At 66.4% G+C, this 17,345-nt stretch carries 21 protein-coding genes and 1 pseudogene; 8 read left to right on the forward strand and 14 right to left on the reverse strand.

What is annotated here, in order from left to right; genetic code table 11:
- The first annotated feature begins 152 nt into the window (after positions 1 to 152).
- The 3 genes from NA10_RS04450 (at position 153) to NA10_RS04460 (ending at position 2,394) form a co-directional block, all read left to right on the forward strand.
- Complete coding sequence (locus tag NA10_RS04450) at positions 153 to 989, forward strand: alpha/beta fold hydrolase (RefSeq protein WP_067563662.1); 837 nt, start codon at positions 153 to 155, stop codon at positions 987 to 989.
- Between the two features lie 88 nt (positions 990 to 1,077).
- Positions 1,078 to 1,437 (forward strand): VOC family protein, encoded by a 360-nt coding sequence (locus NA10_RS04455; protein WP_067563664.1) that lies wholly within the window; start codon positions 1,078 to 1,080, stop codon positions 1,435 to 1,437.
- Positions 1,438 to 1,476: 39 nt separating this feature from the next.
- Entirely contained in the window at positions 1,477 to 2,394 is a 918-nt protein-coding gene (locus tag NA10_RS04460) for an NAD(P)H-binding protein (RefSeq protein WP_218021443.1), read from the forward strand.
- 22 nt (positions 2,395 to 2,416) lie between these two features.
- On the opposite strand, the gene NA10_RS04465 is transcribed toward NA10_RS04460, so the two are convergent.
- From NA10_RS04465 to NA10_RS39080, 8 genes are all read right to left on the reverse strand, one after another.
- Positions 2,417 to 4,456: a M3 family metallopeptidase gene (locus NA10_RS04465; protein WP_245677022.1), complete on the reverse strand. Its 2,040-nt coding sequence runs from the start codon at positions 4,454 to 4,456 to the stop codon at positions 2,417 to 2,419.
- A gap of 37 nt (positions 4,457 to 4,493) precedes the next feature.
- The gene (locus NA10_RS04470; protein WP_067563670.1) at positions 4,494 to 5,543 is read right to left on the reverse strand and encodes a ParB/Srx family N-terminal domain-containing protein; all 1,050 of its coding nucleotides are present in this window, start codon (positions 5,541 to 5,543) and stop codon (positions 4,494 to 4,496) included.
- Positions 5,544 to 5,664: 121 nt separating this feature from the next.
- Positions 5,665 to 6,180 (reverse strand): hypothetical protein, encoded by a 516-nt coding sequence (locus tag NA10_RS04475; protein WP_067563673.1) that lies wholly within the window; start codon positions 6,178 to 6,180, stop codon positions 5,665 to 5,667.
- 88 nt (positions 6,181 to 6,268) lie between these two features.
- On the reverse strand, positions 6,269 to 7,141 hold the full coding sequence (locus NA10_RS04480; RefSeq protein WP_067563676.1) for an LLM class flavin-dependent oxidoreductase: 873 nt from the start codon (positions 7,139 to 7,141) through the stop codon (positions 6,269 to 6,271).
- A gap of 10 nt (positions 7,142 to 7,151) precedes the next feature.
- Positions 7,152 to 7,307 (reverse strand): hypothetical protein, encoded by a 156-nt coding sequence (locus tag NA10_RS37915; RefSeq protein WP_174562470.1) that lies wholly within the window; start codon positions 7,305 to 7,307, stop codon positions 7,152 to 7,154.
- A gap of 356 nt (positions 7,308 to 7,663) precedes the next feature.
- The gene (locus NA10_RS04485) at positions 7,664 to 8,464 is read right to left on the reverse strand and encodes a MerR family transcriptional regulator (RefSeq protein WP_067563679.1); all 801 of its coding nucleotides are present in this window, start codon (positions 8,462 to 8,464) and stop codon (positions 7,664 to 7,666) included.
- Positions 8,454 to 8,960 (reverse strand): VOC family protein, encoded by a 507-nt coding sequence (locus NA10_RS04490; RefSeq protein WP_067563682.1) that lies wholly within the window; start codon positions 8,958 to 8,960, stop codon positions 8,454 to 8,456. Before NA10_RS04490 ends, NA10_RS04485 begins: the two co-directional genes overlap by 11 nt.
- A gap of 123 nt (positions 8,961 to 9,083) precedes the next feature.
- Positions 9,084 to 9,206: a hypothetical protein gene (locus NA10_RS39080; RefSeq protein ID WP_281180145.1), complete on the reverse strand. Its 123-nt coding sequence runs from the start codon at positions 9,204 to 9,206 to the stop codon at positions 9,084 to 9,086.
- A gap of 19 nt (positions 9,207 to 9,225) precedes the next feature.
- Between NA10_RS39080 and NA10_RS04495 the strand changes: the two are divergent.
- A pseudogene (locus NA10_RS04495) lies at positions 9,226 to 9,426 on the forward strand (zinc-binding dehydrogenase); the annotation flags it as partial.
- Here NA10_RS04495 and NA10_RS04500 read toward each other — a convergent pair.
- Both NA10_RS04500 and NA10_RS04505 read right to left on the reverse strand, forming a co-directional pair.
- A complete protein-coding gene (locus NA10_RS04500; protein WP_084514293.1) occupies positions 9,415 to 10,185 on the reverse strand; it encodes a DUF998 domain-containing protein in 771 nt (256 codons plus the stop codon). The pseudogene NA10_RS04495 and the gene NA10_RS04500 overlap by 12 nt on opposite strands.
- Before the next feature lie 289 nt (positions 10,186 to 10,474).
- Positions 10,475 to 11,086: a TetR/AcrR family transcriptional regulator gene (locus NA10_RS04505; RefSeq protein ID WP_245677024.1), complete on the reverse strand. Its 612-nt coding sequence runs from the start codon at positions 11,084 to 11,086 to the stop codon at positions 10,475 to 10,477.
- A gap of 111 nt (positions 11,087 to 11,197) precedes the next feature.
- Between NA10_RS04505 and NA10_RS04510 the strand changes: the two genes are divergently transcribed.
- Together NA10_RS04510 and NA10_RS04515 are read left to right on the forward strand one after the other, a co-directional pair.
- Entirely contained in the window at positions 11,198 to 12,709 is a 1,512-nt protein-coding gene (locus tag NA10_RS04510; RefSeq protein ID WP_067563688.1) for an amidase, read from the forward strand.
- Between the two features lie 82 nt (positions 12,710 to 12,791).
- Positions 12,792 to 13,079 carry a hypothetical protein gene (locus NA10_RS04515; protein ID WP_067563691.1) on the forward strand — a complete coding sequence of 96 codons (288 nt, stop codon included), beginning with the start codon at positions 12,792 to 12,794 and terminating at the stop codon, positions 13,077 to 13,079.
- A gap of 25 nt (positions 13,080 to 13,104) precedes the next feature.
- On the opposite strand, the gene narJ is transcribed toward NA10_RS04515, so the two are convergent.
- The 3 genes from narJ to NA10_RS04530 form a co-directional block, all read right to left on the reverse strand.
- Positions 13,105 to 13,746 carry a nitrate reductase molybdenum cofactor assembly chaperone gene (gene narJ, locus NA10_RS04520; RefSeq protein WP_218021444.1) on the reverse strand — a complete coding sequence of 214 codons (642 nt, stop codon included), beginning with the start codon at positions 13,744 to 13,746 and terminating at the stop codon, positions 13,105 to 13,107.
- 126 nt (positions 13,747 to 13,872) lie between these two features.
- Positions 13,873 to 14,442, reverse strand: coding sequence for a DUF308 domain-containing protein (locus NA10_RS04525; protein WP_067563693.1), 570 nt, complete (start codon positions 14,440 to 14,442; stop codon positions 13,873 to 13,875).
- Positions 14,443 to 14,535: 93 nt separating this feature from the next.
- Positions 14,536 to 15,672, reverse strand: a complete 1,137-nt coding sequence (locus NA10_RS04530; RefSeq protein WP_067563696.1) for an epoxide hydrolase family protein — start codon at positions 15,670 to 15,672, stop codon at positions 14,536 to 14,538.
- 61 nt (positions 15,673 to 15,733) lie between these two features.
- Here NA10_RS04530 and NA10_RS35275 point away from each other — a divergent pair, with 61 nt between their 5' ends.
- Complete coding sequence (locus NA10_RS35275; protein WP_218021445.1) at positions 15,734 to 16,060, forward strand: nuclear transport factor 2 family protein; 327 nt, start codon at positions 15,734 to 15,736, stop codon at positions 16,058 to 16,060.
- 12 nt (positions 16,061 to 16,072) lie between these two features.
- On the opposite strand, the gene NA10_RS04540 is transcribed toward NA10_RS35275, so the two are convergent.
- The gene (locus NA10_RS04540) at positions 16,073 to 16,783 is read right to left on the reverse strand and encodes a class I SAM-dependent methyltransferase (RefSeq protein ID WP_067563698.1); all 711 of its coding nucleotides are present in this window, start codon (positions 16,781 to 16,783) and stop codon (positions 16,073 to 16,075) included.
- Between the two features lie 103 nt (positions 16,784 to 16,886).
- Between NA10_RS04540 and NA10_RS04545 the strand changes: the two genes are divergently transcribed.
- On the forward strand, positions 16,887 to 17,330 hold the full coding sequence (locus NA10_RS04545) for a nitroreductase family deazaflavin-dependent oxidoreductase (RefSeq protein WP_218021446.1): 444 nt from the start codon (positions 16,887 to 16,889) through the stop codon (positions 17,328 to 17,330).
- Positions 17,331 to 17,345 lie beyond the last annotated feature (15 nt).

Here is a 17,345-nt window from a genome sequence, read left to right on the forward strand (position 1 = left end):
ACGGTGCGCCGCCGCGAAACTCATCGGTGCATTCGAACATTTCATCGATCCGATTCGAGCGCCGTGTGGCCGCGCTGTAAAGAAACTTGCCAGGCATCAGTACCTATGTATATTAGTTCGAAACCTAATAGTCATAGGAAAGAGGGGTTCTCATGAGATCCGGCACCCTGCGCGTGCCCGGCGCGATCGTCTACTACGAGGTGCGAGGCAATGGACCACTGCTGCTGGTGATTCCGGGCGGGGGCGGGGATGCCGCCGTCGTGGATCCGCTCGCGGATCTGCTCGCGGAGCGGTTCACGGTGGCCTGTCTGGACCCGCGCGGGTACTCGCACAGCACCATCGATGACGGGGAACCGCTGGATCAGCGCGTCGAGGTCCAGGCCGACGACGTCTATCGGCTGATCACCCACCTCACCGATGAGCCCGCCTACGTGTTCGGCGGCAGCAGCGGTGCGATCGTCGGGCTGGAGTTGCTGGCCCGGCATCCCGACCGTGTGCACCGGCTCGTCGCACACGAACCGCCGTGCTTCGCAATCCTTCCCGACGCGGAGGCGCAGCGGGCATTCGTCGATGAGGTCTACACCCTCTACCGCACCGAGGGCCTCGGGGCGGCGGGGGCGCGTTTCCTGAAAGGCATCGGCGGCACCATGAAGCCCCTGCCCGACCCCGCGAGCCTGTCCCCGCGCGCTCAGGCCATGATGGCGCGGCTGATAGCCAACTCCCCCGTCATGATGGAACACGAACTGCGCCAGTTCACTTCGCACATCCCCGATGTCGAGGCTCTGAGGAAGGTCACCGATCGTCTGGTCCTGGCCTCCGGCCACGAAACCGGCGACCACCTCCCGGCCCGCCCGGCAGCCGTCCTCGCCGCGCGTCTCGGTATCGAGGGCACCCGATTCCCGGGCGGCCACAGCGGTTTCACCGACGAACCGGAAGCCTTCGCCGACCTCCTGATGCGGACCCTGTCGACATCGGCGGCGCATACCTGACGCCATGCCGGTGCGCCGGTGGCCCGGACCCACAAATCATGTGGTCCGCCTTCCCGATTCAGTACTCCCGCACTGTTAGCGTCGGCACATGATCAATGGTGCGCACACCATCATCTACGCCTCCGACGCCGAGCGCGCGCGGGCCTTCTTCCGCGATGTGCTGAATCTGCCGAATGTCGATGCCGGGGGTGATTGGCTGATCTTCAAATCCCCGCCCGGTGAGATCGCCTTCCATCCGGCGGCCTCGCCGGAGAGCGGTCTGCACGCGCTCTATTTCATGTGCGACGACCTCGAGGCCACCATGGCCGAACTCGCCGCCAAGGGCGTCGAATTCAATTCGGAGATCAGCGAGGCTCGCTGGGGCCGGATCACCAGCTTCCTGGTGCCGGGCGCGGGTGAGGTCGGGCTGTATCAGCCGCTGCACCCGCTCGCCTATGACCTGGACTGATGTCGAACGACCCGGGAGAATCGTAAGGATTCCTCGCCGATGCTGTTCCATCCGTTCACTTCTCGTGTATTCCTGAATCCGGGCTACCATTCGGGGGCCACCGGTGAAGGGGTTTCGAGCATGTTCGTGGTGACGGGTGCGACCGGCAATGTGGGCGCGGATCTGGTGCAGGCCCTCGCGGGCGGTGACGAGCCGGTGCGGGCCCTGGTGCGCGATCCGAGGCGGGCGGCGCTACCGCGGGGCGTCGAGGGCTTCGCGGCGGATCTGACTGCGCCGGAAACGCTTTCGGCGGCCTTCGCCGGAGCCCGCGCGGTATTTCTGCTGCCCGGCTATCCGGGTGTGGCGCAGGCGGCGGTCAAGGCGGGCGTGGAGCATATCGTGCAGCTGTCCGGTGTCTCGGCCGCCACCGGTGATGCGAGCAACGCCGTGACCCGATACATGATGGCCTCCGAACGCGAGGTCACCGAATCCGGTGCGGCATGGACGATTCTGCGGCCCTGCGCCTTCGATTCGAATGCCCTGCGCTGGCTGCCCCAGCTCACCGCGGGTGATGTGGTGCGCGCAGCCTTCCCGGAGGTCCGCACGGCCTCGCTGGACCCCTATGATCTGGCGGCGGTGGCTTCGCACGCCCTGCTCGAGGATGCCTATCGCGGCGAAATTCTCTGGCCCACCGGCCCGGAACCGCTGCGCCCGGCCGATCAGGTCGCGATCCTGGCGCGGATTCTGGATCGCGACCTGATCTGTGTCGGACTCGGCGATGCGGAGGCGCGGGCGGATATGTTGCGCGACACCCCCGTCGAATACGTGGACGCCTTCTTCGACTTCTACGTCAACGGTGCCATCGATGAATCCATCGTCCGGCCGACCGTGGAGGAGATCACCGGCCGCGCACCACGCACCTTCGCCCAGTGGGCCACGGTGCACGCCGGTGCCTTCCGGGGCGGCGCGACCGAATAGACCGCCTCGGAACGGGTTTCGACTAGCCGGTCAGCCCCCGCCGGTTCAGCAGCGGTTGAATCTCCGGGGCCCGGCCGCGGAACGACTCGTACGCCACGAGCGGGTCGACCGATCCGCCTTTGGCGAGCAGTCCGCGACGGAACTGTTCACCTTTCTCGCGGATCGGGGCGGCGCCGTCCTCGAACCACTCCACGGTGTCTGCGTCGAGCACCTCACTCCAGATGTAGGAGTAGTAGCCCGCGCCGTAACCGCCCGCGAAGATATGCGCGAAGTATCCGGTGCGGTAGCGCGGCGGAATGGCCGACAGCGCCAGACCGGCCTTGCGCAACGCCGATTCCTCGAATAGTTCGGCGTCGATATCGGCGGATTGGTCGGCGGTGATGCGATGCCACGCCCAATCCAGCAGGGTCGCGCCCAGGTACTCCACGGTGCGGAAGCCCTCGCCGAATCGCGCTGCGGCGGCTCGCTTGTCGAGGAGTTCGGCCGGGATCGGCGCACCGGTCTCGACGTGTTTGGCGTAGTTCTCCAGAATCTCGGGGCGATCGGCCCACATCTCATTGACCTGGGACGGGAACTCCACGAAGTCGCGCGGCACAGAGGTTCCGGAGAAGAACGGATACTCCACATCGGAGAACAACCCGTGCAGAGCGTGCCCGAACTCGTGGAACAGCGTGCGGACGTTGTCCCAGGTGAGCAGGGCGGGTTCGCCCGCAGGCGGTTTCACGATATTGAGGTTGTTGACCACCACCGCGCGCGTGCCCTCGAGACCGGACTGACCGACGAGTTCATTCATCCACGCGCCACCGCGCTTGGACGGCCGGGCGAAGAAGTCGCCGAGGAACAGGCCCAGGCCACTGCCGTCCGCATCGAAAACCTCGAAGATCCGGACCTCGGGGTGATATCCGACCAGATCCGTACGCTCCCGGAAGGTGATGCCGTACACCAGTTCCGCGGCATGGAAGACACCGTCGCGCAGCACCCGCTCCAGTTCGAGGTAGGGGCGCAGCGCATCGGCATCGAGTGCGAAGCGTTCGGCGCGCACCTTTTCAGACCAGTACTGCCAATCCCAGGACCGCAGTTCGGTATCGGCGGCCGGATCACCCGCGCGCATGGCGGCCGTCAGTTCGGCGGCCTCGCGCTCGGCATTGGCGACCGCGGGCGCGATGAGCTGGGTCAGCATATCCTCCACCGCATCGGTGGTCTTGGCGGTCTGATCGGCGACGGTGTACGCGGCGTGATCGGTGTAGCCCAGCAGGGCGGCGCGCTTGGCGCGCAGGCTCGCGATCCGGCCCGCCAGTTCGGCATTCGGGCTGCCGCCGAAGCCGCGCCCGAGCGAGGCCATCATCATGCGGCGGCGCACTTCACGATCGGCGAGTTCGGCGAGCACCGGCTGATTGGAGACATTCTGCAGACTCAGCGCCCAACCGTCCTGGCCGAGCGCGCGGGCGTTCTCGGCGGCCGCGGCCACCGCGGCCGGTGTCAGCCCCGCGAGTTCCGCCTCGGTGTCCAGCACCAGCGTCGCGGCCTTGGTGGCGGCCATGATGTTGTGCTTGAACTCGGTTGTCGCCGAGGCGATCTCCATATTCCAGGCGCGCAGTTGATCCCGTTCGGATTCGCTCAGGGCGGCCCCGGCGCGCACGAAGCGCGTGTAATACCGCTCCAGCAGGCGCGCCTGCTCCGCGCTCAGCTCCAGGTTCTCCCGCTGCTCATAGAGCGCGCGGATGCGCGCGAACAACTGCTGATTCAACAGCATGGCATCGTTGAGCGCGGCCAGCTTCGGCGACATCTCCCCCTCGATCGCATCGACCCCCGGGGTGGAGTCCGAGGAGGAGATATTGAAGAACACATTCGCGACGCGCGTCAGCACGGCCCCCGAACGCTCCAGCGCCACCACCGTATTCGCGAAGGTCGGCCCCTCGGTGTTGCCGGCGATGGCGTCGATCTCGGCGAGCTTCTCCGCCATGCCCGCCTCGAACGCGGGCAGGTAGTGCTCCTCGCGGATATCCGCGAACGGCGGCAGCTGATACGGCAGGGTGCTGGGTTCGAAGAACGGATTGCTCACCAGCAAACCCTATGCCGTATCGCCTGACGAGGTGGTGTCAGCGCCCGTTGCGGTTCCGGTACTCCACCGCATAGCCCAGTTTGCCCGGCTTGTCCGCCGAGTAGGGCTGCGAGATCTTTCCGAATTCGCCCTTGTCCTCGGCCTTGCCGTCATTCCAGGCGCTCAGCTGATCGAGCTCCTTGGCCGTCTTGCCCTCGGCGACAATGGTGTCCGGGGACAGCGCGGTCTGCGCCTTGGTGACGGTCTTCAGCGCTGCCAGGTAGGCGGTGAAGTCATCGCGATTCCAGTCGCCGCCGATAGCGCCCTTGCGCATCCAATCGCCCCAGAAGAACTCCTCGAACGGCAGATCGCCGACGTGGTAGCCGATATCGCGGGCGAAGTACATCATGCTGCGGTACTTGTCGTCGGCGAAGTTGGCCAGGCCCAGGGACTTCGGCAGCTGATCCACCGCTACCGGATTGCCCTGCACGTCTTTGAGCCACACCCAGCCGTTGGCCTTCATCTGCGCCCAGAAGTCGGAATCCGAGAGCGTGCTCAGATTGCCCAGCACCTTCAGGCGCACATGCATGTCCGCGCCGCCGTCCGGGGTCTCCAGGTAGGAGGTGAGGGTGTGGTGGCCGTCGGTGAGGTACGGCTTGCCACCGGGGCCGATGACCACGGTCTTCATGGCCGCGATGCTCTCGGCGGTCTCCTGGCCCGCGGCCAGCTTGCACTGGAACGAGGACGGATCGCTCAGGCGCGCATTCGGGGTGGCCGAGACGACGGCGAGCTGACCATTGCTCTCGCACCAGTCGTTGAACTTGGAGTTGATCTGGTCCTTGCCGAACGTGTAGCGGCCGAGCTTGTAATAGATCTCGTCGTAGCCCAGTGCGGGCTGGGTGGCCAGCACATCGCCGATGCGCACATCCAGGAGATCACCCGCCGCCGCGCAGGAGTACGCACTGCCCGCCGATCCGCTGCGCAGCGCGCACAGCGGATCCGCGCCGGCGCTGCCCGGGGCGACCCAGGTGATGCCGCTGGTCAAAGCCATCAGGGCTCCGGCGATGGCCGCGGTCCAGCGGCCCCGTGCGACGGTGGTACTGCTCATCGAAATCCTCACATCCGCATGACATCCAAGCCGCATCACCGTGGCGACGCCGGATGTCCGGACGGCCATCTACCGGCAGACGAATGTTGTTCGCTCGGACAACAATTGGTGAATTCGGCGGTCAGGCCGCGGTCCAGAGGGCTTCGGCGGGCTTGTCCGGATCGACCCATTCGGTATCGAAGTACCAGACCAGGCCCTGCGAGTACTCCGCGATGCGCAGGGCGATGACCGATCCGAACACCGCGCCCAAACCGTGCGAATCATCCGCGGCCATCTCGATATTCACCACCTGTGTGGTCGCGGCCAAGTGTGCTCGAATCCGGTCCGCTCCCGGTCCCACCGCCCCGATCAGCGACTCCCCCAATGCCTCGCCCACCTGGGCGACAACCTCCGCGCCGGTCACATCGGAGATCCGAATCCCCCGCCCCCGCTGCCCTTTCCATTCCACGCAGATATCCGGCTCGGCGGTGATTTGCAGATTGACCAGTGCGTCCTCGAGCGCCACCTCCACCTCGTCGGCGCTCGCGAAGAATCCTTCGGCCAGCGTCCACAGATCCGCGCTGGATATCCAATCCCACATTTCAGCGCCGTCCAGTTCCACTGACTCCCGGCAGTACACGCTGATCCACTCCGCCACGGGCCCACCGTAGCGTCCGGGATCGTCCCGCTGAACCCCGACGGCCGTTGGCTCGCAATAATTCCGGCAATCGGATGGCGTCGCCGGATCAGGGAATGAGGGGGCGGAGTTGGTCGGTGACGAAGCGAATGAAGCCGTTGGGATCGGGTTCGTCGGCGGTGGGTTGCAGAATGACGCTGGTCGCGCCCGCTTCGGCCCAGCGCAGCACGGTGTCGGCTATCTCCCGGGCGTCACCGGCTATACCCACATCGGGGATGGTGTTGCGGTCTTTGGTCTCGAGTTCGGCGGCTACCCGTTCGGCCGCACCCGGACCGGTCGCCGCGAGCAGGTAGACCACTATCGGGAAGGGCTGGGCGGCAAGTGATTCGGGGCGGGCGGCCCGGATGATCTCGGTGGCGGCGCGAATGCCCTCGGCGGAGTTGGAGTTGTCCAGAACCACGCCGTCGGCGGATTCGCCCACCAGCTGAAGGGTTTTCGGACCCTTGGCGGCGGCGAGGATCGGCGGGGCGGCGGCCGGGGGCCAGTCGAGGGCCACATCGTCGAGTTGGACGTAGCGGCCCTTCACTGTGAGGCGCTGACCCGCGAGCAATCCGCGCAGGGCTTCGAGGTATTCGCGCAGCAGGGTGACCGGTGAGGCCGCCCGCGCGCCGACCTGGCCCATCCAGTTCTGGACGCCGTGGCCGACGCCCCAGATGCCGCGGCCGGGGAACATGCGCTCCAGGGTCGAGATCTCCATGGCGGTCACCGCGACATTGCGCAGTGGCACCGGGAGTACGCCCACGCCGATGCGGACTCGTTCACTCCAGGCGAGCGCGGTTGCGGCGGCGGAGATTCCGCCCTCCAGGAAACAGTCTTCCCACAACCACAGCTCATCGAGCCCGGACTCGTCGGCGGCGCGCACCGCGGCGCGCAGGGACTCCGGTGGATTCTGCGGACGGAACACCGCTCCCAAGCTGGTCATGAATTCATTGCTACCAGAGCGGTGTGAACGACGCAGGGCATTGCCGCCGGTATTCCTTTCGGGTGAGGACCGCGGGACGAAATGGGACGTCGTTCAGCAGAAACCCGCCCGCGCTCGCCCGCACCGCCGCGACGGCGTGATCATCGAGATCATAGGTGGTGAGCACCAACACCTTCGGGGTCGTCGCCGTCGCGGCCGGGAGTATTTGCCGTGTGGTCTCGATACCGCGACGCGTTCGCGCATTCCCAGCAGCCCGTAACCCGCACGGCCCGATCCGGGTGCGCCGCGCCCATCGTCCACTACGTCGATGCGCAGCCACCCGTCTCGCGGGACTATCGAAACCCGGGCGCGCACCGGATCCGGCGTGTTTGACCATATTGGTCGCATCGACCAGCGCGGTTCGCCGGCGCAACCAGAACACCACCCGCTCGTCGACCACCTGACCACCCTAATTTGAGCGGAACATGCCCAGGGAACGATCTTTCAGCCCCCGGAATCCGACCTCCGGAACAGGGCGATGGCTCACGACGAGGCGGCGGTATCGGGATCCACGCCGTGGGCGCGCGCATTCGCATCGATGATGCGCCGCAACCAGATATTCAAGCCGGGAGCCAGCGCGTTGTAGAAATCCGCATAGCCGGAATCGTCGACATACATGCGGGCTATGCAGACTTGCATCGCATGCGTGCAATCGAAATACTGCCCGATCGAGGCGCGATGGCGTTCGGCCAATGCGTCGGCCTCGGCGGTGCCCGGCGGTACGCCGCGTCGAAATGCCTCGGCCAGTTCGGCATTCAACGCATTGACCGCATCGGTGATCTCCCGCCATTCGGCGGGCGTGCGATCGGCGGATCGTTCGGCGTATTGCGCCCACTGCGGCGTCTCGGCCCAGCGTGAATGTGCATCGCTCACCCAGCCGGGCTGCCATTCGGCGCCGAAGATCGCCACCTGTTCCTCGGCTGAGAGCAGCAGCCCCGATTGCCTGGCCTCGATCAATCTGTCCAGCGCATCGGACATGCTCTGCAAATGTGCCATGCGCGCACGCAATTGCTCACGCTGACGGCGCAGCGATGCGGTGGCATCGGAGGCGGGCGCGTCCAGCAGCGCGGCGATATCGGTCAGCGGGACATCCAATTCGCGGTAGATCAGAACGCGGTGGATACGCGTCACATCCTCCGGGGTGTACAACCGATAACCGCCGGGCGTGCGGTCGGACGGGCACACCAGGCCGATCTCATCCCAATGGTGCAGGGTGCGAATGGTGACGCCCACCAGCGCGGCGACCGCGCCGACCGTCCGCCCCTCGGCCGTATCACCGGCCATCGCCGGCGATTCCTATGGACCGGAGGAATTCCGCTTCGGGGCCGGACGAATCGTACGGGCGCGCGGCGGTCATGACGACTCGCGTGCGCTCGGGGGTGCGCACCTCCAATTCGATCGAATTCCACGGCATTCGGCGCGGACCCGTCGTGCAGCCCGGGACCAGGCGCTCACACTCGGCGGCGATCTGATCGATCTGGTTCAGGACGCAGGAGAAGCTCACCGTCTGCGCCGGCGCCTCGGCGGGCTGCTCACCCGGGACGAGCAGGACGTCCTGGAAGGCCCAGCGCCGCAGGTGAGTGATCTGGTTCGGGACGGTGAACAGGTCGAAGAAGCCGAGACCGCGCGTCCAGAAATCCACGGAGGCAGCCAGATCGGCGGTCGGAACGGTGACGAACATCGGCATGCCGTACAGGCCGTGGAAGAGTTCGGGCGCCTCGGCGTCCAGTGCCGGGAGGGGAACGGGGCTGATATCGAAAGCGGGATAGGTCTGTGCCATGAAGAGATCATGAACCCTCCCGTTACGTCAGGGTCAAGCGCTATTCCATGAAGAGGGTCTGCCCGGCTCCCGCTGGATGCTCTCGTTCCAGGAGACCGGCGAAATGGGCGAGGTGGCCGCCGTCTACGACCGAATCCGCGCATGATCGATCGAGGTGGCCGCCCAGGCCGCCTCGATCATCCGGAAGATCTCGTCCACAGCGGTTTGCGGATCGGCCGCCTCGCGTGCCGGCGAAAGCGGCCGCACCGCTGTGGAATCTGATCGACGGGAAGCCCCCATGCTCGGCATCCGCTTCGCAGGGACCGGCGGCGATATGCCCGAAGCCCTAGCCACCGCCACCGACCTCATCACCCGCGGCAAAATCCACATCCCCATCAACCACTCCTACCCCCTCACCGAAGCCGCCTCCACCCACGCCGACAGCCAAACCGGCCACACCCGCGGCCGCCGAGTCCTACTCGTCTGAGCCAGGCCGCGATCCGCTCATCAATCGAATTGCCAACAGCGCGATCCAGATTCCACCGGCGATGATTCCGATGCGTTCGATGAGGCCGGCCGGTCCGCCATCGACCAATTTGGCGGTGAGGACGAAGGCGATGTAAGAGGCGGCGACGAGCAGGCCGGTGGCTACCGAATACCGGTGCCAACCAATCGTTTTGGGCTCTTCATCGCGCCGGGACAGCACGAAGCATGCCGCGATCAGGGAGGTGAATTGGAGTAGGCCCAAGAGGATGTGGATGGTCCCGTGAACGGTTGATGCGGTTGACGCGCCCGCCGGGTAGCCGAGGGACGGGTCGGGGAGGATGGGGCCGATGGCTACGAAGGTGAAGCCGTAGACGCCGAGCAGGATCGGGCCCCAGGTGGATCCGCGGCCCGTGGGCAGTCGGAGCCGCATCCCCGCGGCGAAGGCGAGCAGGAGCGCGCCGGTGAGGAGGTAGTTGGTGATCTGAATCCATCCGCCCTCCCCCAGTTCGAGATTGCTGTCGGGGACTTTCCAGGCGTTGTATCCGGGTCGGACGGCGCCGAGGACAAGAACCACAACAATATTGAGCAGCGGGGCAATGATGCCGCAGGCCAACAGCGGTCGCACGGCCGTTGACCGCTCTCCGGAGCGTGGTTCTGACGTTTCGCCGTTCGGTGTCTTCGCGGAGCCGAGGATGTCGGTCACGACGGGTGTCCTCTCGTCGTCGATGGTGGTGAGCACCACTATCGACCGATCGAGCACGCCAAGATTGGAGAAATGTTCCCGTGTGGGTCGAAGTCAGACGGGCGGCATCAGGTCGCTCGCGCTGACGGTGTATGCCATTGGGGGGTAGATGAGTTCGGCCTCGTTGTGCTCGCGGCGACGCAGCCGGTAGCACTCGCGCCGCTGGTCGTCGTCGGCCGGCGTGAGGTGCGTGCCCTGCGGGAAGCTGGCGCGGCCGTCGCGGAAGTGGATGGCGGTCCTCGAGGTTCGGAAGGTTACGCCGAGCCATTCGTTCTCCGCTGCCCGCGTGCCCGCCTCTGCTGTCTCATCACGCGGTACCCCGCGTGCGGGCGGCGGTGAGGTCGTTCATCAGGGCGTCCACCGTCATCTCGAATGCGGCGTCGACGCGGGTGCGGTCGCCGGTCGTGAGGAGGTCGAGTTGTAGGCCGCGGACCTGGGCCAGGATGAAAGTCGCGGTGCGGGAGGCGGTTTCGGCGGGCCAGTGGTGTCGGGTGAGTTCGCGTTCGATCACCGTGAGCCAGTCGGTGACGAGGCGGGCGCGGGGGTGCTCGGGCGTGCGTGCGGAATCGGCGACCAATTCGAACAGCACCAGGAATTGCCGCTGTTCGCGGGGGCGGCACAGGTGTCGCCAAGCCGCGCGGAGTCGCTGCGCCGGATCGTCGACCGCGCGCAATTCCTCGGTGAGCAGCCGCTGTTCGAAGTCGGCGCGAATGTGCTCTAGCACCTCGGCGATCAAGGCGTCCTTGGTGTCGAAATGCCGGATCAGAGTCGCGTGGCTGACCCCGAGCGCCTCGGCGGCCCGGCGCAGCGACAGTTGCTGCACGCCCTGGTCGAGCACGTATTCGGTGGCCGCGGCGAGCAATTCGGGACGGCGGTGCTGAAACCGCAGGGTGCGCCCGTCGATTTTCTTCTCGCTCACATCCCGATTCTCGGCCATGGCGGGAAATTTTACCGTTCCAACCGGTTGCGTAACCACATGGTACGGCTATCGTGAGGGTGGCGGCGCGGCATCCGCGAGTGAGGAGACACCATGAGATACGAGGAATACCGCGAGTACGACGCGGTCGGACTGGCCGAACTGGTCGGCCGGGGCGAGATTCACCCGACCGAGTTGCTGCGGCTCGCGCTGGAGCGGTGCGCCCGGATCGATCCCTCGATCAATGCGGTGAGCCTGCTCATGGAACAGGTCGGCACCGAACTCGCCCAGCGCTCCGAGCACACCGGTCCGCTCGCGGGAGTCCCCTTTCTGCTCAAGGACTTGGGCCAGGACTTCGCCGGGTACCCGACCTCGGGCGGCACCGGCCCGCTGCGTTCGGTGCGGGCCGAACGCAACAGCGTTACGGTGGACCGCTGGCTGGCCGCCGGACTGGTGATCTTCGGCAAGACGACCACGCCCGAATTCGGCAGCAAGGGCATTACCGAGACGCGAACCTTCGGTGCGACACGCAATCCCTGGGATCCGAGCCGCACCCCCGGCGGCTCCTCGGGTGGTTCGGCGGCCGCGGTGGCGGCCGGGATCGTGCCGGTCGCGGGTGCCAGCGACGGTGGCGGTTCGATTCGAATTCCCGCGGCCTGCACCGGATTGTTCGGCCTCAAGCCGGGCCGCGGTCTGGTGCCCAGTGGACCGGCGGTCGGTGACCCGCTGTTCGGCGCGGTCAGCGAGGGCGTGCTGTCGCGCAGTGTGCGCGATACGGCCGTCATGCTCGACATTCTGAGCCCGCCCGACCCGGGTGCGCCCTACCACGTACCACGCCCGGACCGGCCCTTCCGCGATGCGGTGACCGCGCCGCCGCGCCGACTGCGCATCGGCTTCACCAGTGAATCCCCTTTGGGCACAACGGTGGACGCCGAAGCGGTGCGAGCGGTCGAGGACGCGGCCGAACTCCTCGAAACGCTGGGCCACACCGTCGAACCCGCGACTCCGGCATTCGACGGTCGTCAACTGGCCGTGGATTTCATGACCGTCTGGACCGCCTCCGTCGCCACCGAACTCGACCAAACCTGCGCGGCAACCCGTTCGGCCCCGGGCGATTTCGACCTCGACACCCAGGTGCTTGCCGCGGTCGGCCGCACGGTCGGAGCGCCGGACCTGGTTCGCGCGCACGCGCGCTGGAACGACTACACCCGCGTGCTGGCCGAGTTCCACGACCGCTATGACCTGCTGCTGACCCCCACCCTCGGGGAGCCGCCGCTGCGTATCGGCCAGAACCGCACACCCGCGCTCGCCGAGACGCTGCTTCCGCCACTATTGCGCTTCGGGGCCGGACATGTGCTGGCGCGCACCGATTTCTACCGCGATCTGGTCACCGCCAGCCTGTCGGCCGTGCCCTTCACCCAACTCGCGAATATCACCGGCCGCCCCGCCATGAGCGTGCCCACCTACTGGACCGCCTCGGGCCTGCCACTCGGCACCCAGTTCGTAGGCGCCCCGGGTAGCGAATACCTGCTCCTGCAACTGGCGGCCGAAATCGAGACCGCACGCCCCTGGGCTGCCCGCCGTCCAGCGGACACCTCTGTCCCACAGTCGATTCCGGCCCGCTGAGCACACAGTTTCCCAATCGATCGCACCGGCTCCACCCCACGCGCACCGACGCGCACTCCCATCCTCGTGCAGACTGGAGCCCATGGTGATGGATCCGGTCGAGCTCGAAGGTCGGCGTGCGCAGCTGTCGGCGCAGGTGGATCAGTTGCGACAGGCGGTCGCGGACTTGGCGGCGAGCTATGCGGCGCTGCCCGAATCCGGCCTGATCATCGATACGGTCGGGGTGGGGGCTTTGACCACCCCGGGCTACTGCGTGGCGGGTGCGCGAGAAGTGCTGGAGGAGGCGTTGATCGAGCTGGATGCCGCCGGAGACGCCATGGATCGAGCCGCGCGGTACACCGGGCGGCTGCGGGGCGTGGTATTCGACTGAGAGGCGGCAGTTGTGCGGTGCCCGGTCAGAGTGCCGTACAGCGTCGCGCCGAGCCCGGCGGACCCTGCGCGATGAGTTGGGCCATGGCGGTGCTCTGCTCACCGCGCAGCGGTGGCAATGTCGCCGACAGTGATTCGAGCACGCCCGTCCACGGAGAGCCGTTCTCGCGCAATGTCATTCGCATCGCTTCGATTTGGGTGCGATGCTTCAGCAGCAGTTGTTCGCCCTGCAGGGGGAAGGCTGCGGCGAACTCGAGGACCATCGCCAGGTGATCCGAGAGCTCGCCGTCGTCCAGCACCGGCCCCGACGCCCGATACAGCTGTTTGAAGCGCAGCAGCGCCATATCGCGCTTACGCGTATCGCCGTACAGGAACCAGGTCAGATAGGGGCTGAATCGTTTGCGGTGATCGAAGGTCTCGACGAATTCGGTCACCAGCGCCAAGGGCGCACCTCGCTCGAGATGATTCAGCAGCGGTTGCAGTGGTGCGCCGATCGGCTCGGGCAGCGCGGCTGCGGTCCGGCACAGCAGCGACAGTGAATCCAGCAGTGCGTCATCGGGATACGCGAGCAGCACCGATTGCAGTTGCCACGCCCCGCATCGGACGGAATCGGTGAGTTTCATTTCGGTGAGCTCTCCGGCGAGGGCCGGGCCGGTCTTGCGTGCCATCTATTCCGCCTCTCACCGGGGACCGGCGGCGGGCTCCGTCGCACGGTCGGATCCACGAGCACACGAATAGCCGAACCGTATAGGCAAATATTTGGCAGTTGTCGAATATGTCCCGAGTGTCCGATATCAGACGGTGACGCCGATCCCGCTGCGCTCGAACCGCGCCGCGGTCCAGATCTCGGTGGCGCCCAGTGCGATGGTGATCAAACCGACCGCGATGGACAGCGAGGTGACCGTTTCGAACGGACCCACCGCGATCACCATGCCGACACCGGCGGTGACCAGACCGATGATCTCCTGCCAGCCGGATCCCACGAACTCGTCCGACCAGGCCGCGGTGATCGCCAGCACCACCCCGCGAATCATCCAGCCCATGCCGATCCACAAGGCCAGCAACAACACCCATTGGCCGCTATTGATGCACCAGAGCGCCAGCAACAGCGCGGTGACCCCGCCGATGAACTGGAGCACCTTCAGCGCGGTGGCGATATTCGCACCGAATGCCGCGATCAACTGCGTAGCCGCGGTGGCCAGCAGCACCAGCCCGCACAGCGTGCCCTCGACCGTCACGGACTTGTTCGGCCACACGGCCAGCGTGATCCCGACCCCCACCGAGCACACACCCGTGACCAGCAGTGCCTGCCAAGCCCAGTCGGCGAACACCGCGGTACGCCCCTCGATCCGTTTGGTGGGCATAGCCGAATTGTATGACCGTTAAGTCCAATTCACCGGCGGACCGGCACATTCGGCAGGTCGGCACCGCGTGCCGCGCCCGACGACGGGGTCGAATCAGCGGAGTTTGCGAAAGAAGTCGCGCAGGTCCGTGGTGAGCAGGTCGGGGGCTTCCATGGCGGCGAAGTGGCCACCGCGATCGAATTCGGACCAGTGCACGAGGGTGTGCTGCCGCTCGGCGATACCGCGAATCGTATTGTTGCCGGGGAAGACCGCCACGCCGGTGGGGACACCCGAGTTGGTGACCTCCGCACCCCACAGGCCGGACTCCTTGTACAGGCGCAGGGAGGAGCCGGCGGTGTTGGTGAACCAGAGCATGGCGATATTGGTCAGCAGCATGTCGCGGTCGATGGCGGCGTCCGGGGTGGGTGCGGCGGGATCGCTGAAGGTGTTCACCACATCGAGCACCCAGGCGAGCAGGCCCGCGGGGGAATCCGAGATCGCGGGGGCGAGGGTCTGCGGGCGGGTGGAGTGGATGCCCGCGTAACCGGAGGTCTCCTTACTGCTCCAATCTCGCATCTCGGCGAGCTTGGCCTGATCGCTCGCACTGTACGCGGACCCGTCGTCGCCCCGGGCGGGGATGGTGATGGGGTCGTTCAGGTGAATGCCCGCCAGATGATCGCCATCGATGCGGCCCAGCTGCGGCGCGATGAATGAACCGGCGTCACCGCCCTGTGCGCCGTATCGCGAATAGCCCAGTCCCGCCATGAGTTTCGCGATCAGCTCGGCACTGCGCTCGGTGGCGGCCGCACCCGGCTCGCGGGTGGGGCCGGAGAAACCGAAGCCGGGCAGCGTCGGGATCACCAGGTGGAAGGCGTCCTGGGCAACGCCTCCGTGCGCGACGGGATCGGTCAGCGGACCGATCACCTCGGTGAAATCCTCGAACGGCCAGCCGTGCACAAGCACCAGCGGCAGGGCGTTCGCCTCCGGTGAGCGCACGTGCAGCAAGTGCATGCGCTGCCCGTCGATCTCGGTCACGAACCGCGGGAACCGATTCCATGCCGCTTCCCGTGCGCGCCAATCGAATTCGGTGCGCCAGTACTCCGCGATCTCCCGCACATAGCCGGTCGGAATGCCGTAGCTCCAGCCCACGCCGGGCAGCTCATCCGGCCACCGGGTGGCGGCCAGGCGGGAGTTGAGATCGTCGATCGCTGCGGCCGGAATATCGATGCGGAAAGGCTCGAAAGTGGTCATATCGCTACGGTACGAACGAACTAGGTCACCGCCTGTCCTAGCGGCGCCGAACGTCCCGGGCGTGGCGTCGAAAGACCGCTCCGCCGGGTCCTTCGACGTGATCGAGCGGGCAGAGGCCATGAACACCGTCCGAATGAACGAGGAGTCCACCGTGAGCACCACCCATCAGGTGACGAACCCGCGCATCACCATCGACGGCGACACCGCCCACACGACCGCCCTCGTGGAAGCCCAGCATCTGCTCATCGCCGACCCGTCCACTCGAGCCCTGCTCGAGAACCCCTACCATCTCGAACTGCGCCGCGACGGCGACCGCTGGCTTATCGACCGCACGCGCATCGAGAACACCCGGTTCGACGGCGATCCCACCGCGATCTTCGGCGGCTGATTCCGAGCCCCGCTAGGCTTTACGCCGGTGCGCCTCGAGCACCAGCACCGGCAGCAGCATCGATCCCCGCTCATCGAGTTCGGGGTGAAAGCCGTACTCGGCGAATCGCTTCGACATCTGCTCGGGCGGGGCCGCCACCTCGAGCCGATCGGTGCGCAAGGTGGTGATCGTCCAATCCGGGCCGTCGAAGAGGCGATGTATCTCCGCCTCGGAGATCGGCGACGGCGCGTACAGTTCGGCGTGGTCGGCCGGGGTGAAACAGAATTGGATCAATCGGCCCTCGGGTGCGACGATCCGGGACAGCGCGGCGACATGGGCTCGGCGCTGCTCCGGATCGAGACAGTGCAGCAGGGCACTGCTCACCACGGTGTCGACACCACCGTCGAATCCGTCGAGATGGACGGCATCGGCGACCTCGAATCGCACCCGCACCCCGCACTTGTCCGCACGTTCACGCGCATGCGCGATGGCGGTGGGCGCGATATCGACTCCGGTCACGCGGTAACCGCACCGTGCCAGGTGGATCGCGGTATCGCCTGGGCCGCAACCGATATCGAGCACGGTGCCGGTGATGCGACCGGCGCGTTCGAAGGCGACCAACAGCGATTGCGGTCTGCCGATATCCCAGGGGGGTCGCTGCACCGCGACACCGGGAAAGACTTCGGCACCGCTGTACAGCTTCTCGTAGTCGACCGCTGCGGGATCGATCCGTGGCGAATTCATGTCCGCTCCAAGTCCTCGCGCCTTGCCACCATCTAATACGTAACTCATACTATATGTGATTCATAGATTACGTACTGGATAGCTTCCGGAAGGGTTCGGGTTCATGAACGCAGACAGGTACCGCCGGGTGACGAACACGATCAACAAGGTGATCGTCGGATTGCAGCGGCGCGGAGTGGCTTTCGGGCCGATGCAGTTGCTCACCGTCAAGGGACGTAAGACCGGACAGCCGCGGACATTTCCGATCGCGGTCAATGAGATCGGGGACGGTCGGTATATCTTCCAGGCGTTTCCGAAGGCGGCGTGGGTTGCCAATGTTCGTGACGCCGAAACCGTCACATTGACCCGGGGGCGGTCGTCCGCGAGCGCCCGGTTGGTCGAGGTGCCGGTCGCGGAGCGCGGGTCGCTGCTGCGCGAATTGGTGCGGAGCAGTCCCAAGAGCGTCGGGGAACGGTTCGTGACCACGGGGCTGGCCCAGACCGCCACCCCGGAGGGGATCGCCGCGGCGGCGGACAGGATCGCGGTCTTCCGCGTCGAACCGGCCTGAACTGCGGGCAGGGCC

Origin of the sequence: Nocardia acidivorans NBRC 108247, assembly GCF_001625085.1 — a bacterium.
GTDB classification, from domain to species: Bacteria; Actinomycetota; Actinomycetes; order Mycobacteriales; family Mycobacteriaceae; genus Nocardia; species Nocardia acidivorans.